At 59.4% G+C, this 2,880-nt stretch carries 6 protein-coding genes; 5 read left to right on the top strand and 1 reads right to left on the bottom strand.

The window, feature by feature from the left end; translation table 11 throughout:
* The 4 genes from FFS57_RS24570 to FFS57_RS24555 form a co-directional block, all read left to right on the top strand.
* The coding region (locus FFS57_RS24570; protein ID WP_212749179.1) for a hypothetical protein at positions 1-489 on the top strand (489 nt) is incomplete at its 5' end.
* A gap of 1 nt (position 490) precedes the next feature.
* Positions 491-799: a hypothetical protein gene (locus tag FFS57_RS24565; RefSeq protein WP_137940458.1), complete on the top strand. Its 309-nt coding sequence runs from the start codon at positions 491-493 to the stop codon at positions 797-799.
* Positions 800-1,261: 462 nt separating this feature from the next.
* Entirely contained in the window at positions 1,262-1,609 is a 348-nt protein-coding gene (locus FFS57_RS24560; RefSeq protein WP_137940457.1) for a hypothetical protein, read from the top strand.
* Positions 1,606-2,007: an Xre family toxin-antitoxin system antitoxin gene (locus tag FFS57_RS24555; RefSeq protein ID WP_137940456.1), complete on the top strand. Its 402-nt coding sequence runs from the start codon at positions 1,606-1,608 to the stop codon at positions 2,005-2,007. The genes FFS57_RS24560 and FFS57_RS24555 overlap by 4 nt, the downstream gene beginning before the upstream one ends.
* Before the next feature lie 249 nt (positions 2,008-2,256).
* Here the strand turns inward: FFS57_RS24555 and FFS57_RS24550 are convergent, their stop codons facing one another.
* A complete protein-coding gene (locus tag FFS57_RS24550; RefSeq protein ID WP_349306752.1) occupies positions 2,257-2,607 on the bottom strand; it encodes a helix-turn-helix domain-containing protein in 351 nt (116 codons plus the stop codon).
* 133 nt (positions 2,608-2,740) lie between these two features.
* Between FFS57_RS24550 and FFS57_RS26350 the strand changes: the two genes are divergently transcribed.
* Positions 2,741-2,880: CHC2 zinc finger domain-containing protein (locus FFS57_RS26350; protein ID WP_171014205.1), on the top strand; the 140-nt coding region annotated here is incomplete at its 3' end.

The raw sequence follows: 2,880 nt of genomic DNA, 5'->3' as shown, positions 1-2,880 counted from the left end.
GTTCCAAACAGGGCGGGCGGTATTGGACTGAATGGATCTGGTCCCACGGCACTTATTGCCCGTGACCCGGTTAGCCTTGCCGCACAGCGTCGCTTGAACGCCTTGGATGGTGACGTTGGCAAATTTAGGCCGGGTGAGGCTGGTGTTGCAGCAGAAATGGAAAACTACCTAGGTGGCTCACTTGTTCGTGCGCCAGCTGGTACCAGCGCGGACTTTATCGTTGACTCGGGCCCTTTCGCTGGGGCGCGAATGGACCTAAAGCTCACGCCAGATAGTTTCGCGAAGGCGGAAATGCTCAACACCCACTTTGACAAAACTTTCCCGAAATTTTCGGAATCGTTTGCGAACAAGCTGGCAAAGCCGGATGGCGTGGACTTGATGCCATTTGATACCCGATTTTTGACCACTGCGAATTCTCAAAAGCTATTCGATTTTGTCGATACGCTGCCTTTGAGCTCGCAGCAAAAAATAATCTATTTGGTGCGCTAACATGGCCGGAACAGTAGTCATTGCCGTCGATAAATCACTTGACGTCAGAACGATTGATTTCGAATGGATAGCTGATGCGCTTCGGAAACAAGCAAACAATTCTGATGTCGCCAGAAAACTCCTTCAATCGACGGATGAGTTTGGTATGGACATGATTTGCGCCGATGAATTGAGCCCGGCGGAGTTTAAAGAGTTCTATAGATTGCTCTCCGAAATTCGGACTGAAATCAGCGCTGACAACGGTTTGGCAGACTTTATTGACAAGCTTTGCCAGACTGCTGAAGAAGACGACAGGCTGCGGGCGGCTTAGAACGGTAGGTTGGTGCCGAGCTTGCGAGGTCCAACGTTCACCGCTTCAACTACGTAACACCACAAAGCCGCCCCGTTGGTTCGGAGGCGGCTTTTTACTGCCCGCGCTGTTCTACCCCCGTTCGCAGTCCGTTCTAGGTGCGTTCTATATCCGTCCTATATGCGTTCTATGCCCGTCCTACGTCGTCCTATGGGACAGTCGCCCGCGTAAAATCCCGCCACTTGCGCAAACCCTCGCTGTATCAAGGCTTTGGCCGGATTCTGCGGGAGACCCGCGCCCCTGTGTTTCCATCACACACCACGCAACCTGCCGGTTGGCCTGAAACCCGCGCCGCAGCTGGCTTAGCCGTGAATGTCACTATGCCTTTACCGTAAATTCGCTAGTGCAATAAACAGGCTTACAGCGCCAGGTTCTAAGCGGTTCTATAGTGACATTCACCGTCAACCCGAACCCCGCCCGCCCATGCGCAAATCCACCCCCATCTCGATCTACGCCGACCCCGCCACCAAGGCCCAGTTGCAGCAATGGGCCGGCGAGCGGCGCATGAACCTGTCGGACTACTGCATGTACCTGATTGCCAAGGGCCTGGCGGCCGATGAAATGCAAAAGGGCGTGGAACGGCTGCGCGAGGCCTATAGCGCCCCCGCGCTCGACGCCGTACTGCGCGAACTGCTGGCCATCCGCTACGTGGTCGAGCATCACGCCAAAGGCGACATCCGTTTCCCCGCCACCCTGGGCGGCGACGCCAACGCCTACGCCGACAAGGAACTGGCCAAGCGCCCGGCTACCCAGAAGGCAGTCCAGCCATGAGCACGGCCCTGGACAACTTACTGGCAGCTCCACCCGCCGAGCAGATCGCCGCCCTCCGCGCCGGCCTCCTGGTCGGCGAGGCTGCCACCCTGGTCGGCCAACTTGGCCTGACCACTACCGACTTGGCCCCGGCGCTCGGCCTCAGCCCGGCCACGCTGACCCGCCGCCTCCGTGCTGCCGGCCAATTCGACCCCGCCGCCAGCGAACGCCTGCTGCGCCTGGCCCGCATCGCCCACCATGCGGCGCAAGCCTTCGGCGACCCTGCACGCGCAGGCGCCTGGCTGGCCCACCCGCACCGCCTGCTGGGCGCGGCCCCGCTCACCCTGCTCGACACCGCCCACGGCGGCCACGCGGTGGAGCGGCAGTTGCTGGCGATTGAGCACGGCCTGCCCAGCTAGTGCGGGTCCTCCCCAAAAGTGACAACATCCGGGGGGTGGTGCGATCGCGCTGCTACTGCGGTAGTTCAACGGTGACAACATCCGGGAAGGCGAATCAGGCAGGCAGCCCGCAGCCCAGTGGATACGAAAACGGCCAGCCCCTTAAAGGCTGGCCGTTGTTGTTGTTGGTTGGTAGATAGCCGCAAAAAAGCCCCCTCAACCCCAGGCAGTGCATGGGGTTCAGGGGGCTTCTGTTTTAGCCGCTTGGGTTTACTGCGCCGCCGTCCGCTGCGAATCCCAGCGCCGTACCTGGTACTTGATGATCAGGCTCTCCAGCACCTCGCGCACGACGCGCTGTTCTTCGGGCGGTAGATGGCTGACCGCCTCGAACTGCAAGCGCAGCTCATCGCTGGGGCCGCGCTCGGCCTCATCGAACAGCAGCGAGTCGGTTGAAACACCGAAGGTGAGAGCGATCTTCTTCAGCGCCTCCAATGAGGGCTGAGTAGCTCCCGATTCGTAGCGCTTGATCTGCGTCACGTGCAAACCCACCGCATCGGCTAGCGCCTGCTGTGACAGGCCCTTCTGCTTGCGTAGCTGAATCAGTCTGGTTGCGAGTTGCATGGTGATGAGCCAGTGGGTAGCGATGCTCATCATGGTATCCCCTGAGATATGGATAGACTTGACAATGGTAGCACACTAGACACCATAATTATGCCCATATTGCGACTTGACGCATTTTAGAGGCAAACAGGCCATGGCCCGCATCCCAGACGCAGAAATCGAACGACTCAAGGCCGACGTCTCGCTCGTACGCCTGATCGAGTCGGCCGGCATCGTGCTGACCAAGCAGGGCAAGGACTACGCCTGCCGCTGCCCCTTCCATGCAGACAGCAC

Source organism: Chitinivorax sp. B, from assembly GCF_005503445.1.
Classification (GTDB): domain Bacteria; phylum Pseudomonadota; class Gammaproteobacteria; order Burkholderiales; family SCOH01; genus Chitinivorax.
This window is presented reverse-complemented; position numbering and strand designations above follow the sequence as displayed.

Bases quoted from the DNA above. Each gene is read 5' to 3' on its own strand.
- FFS57_RS24555 (WP_137940456.1), top strand. From the start codon at position 1,606: ATGAGCACGGCCCTGGACAACTTACTGGCAGCTCCACCCGCCGAGCAG.
- FFS57_RS24565 (WP_137940458.1), top strand. From the start codon at position 491: ATGGCCGGAACAGTAGTCATTGCCGTCGATAAATCACTTGACGTCAGA.
- FFS57_RS24560 (WP_137940457.1), top strand. From the start codon at position 1,262: ATGCGCAAATCCACCCCCATCTCGATCTACGCCGACCCCGCCACCAAG.
- FFS57_RS24550 (WP_349306752.1), bottom strand. From the start codon at position 2,607: ATGCAACTCGCAACCAGACTGATTCAGCTACGCAAGCAGAAGGGCCTG.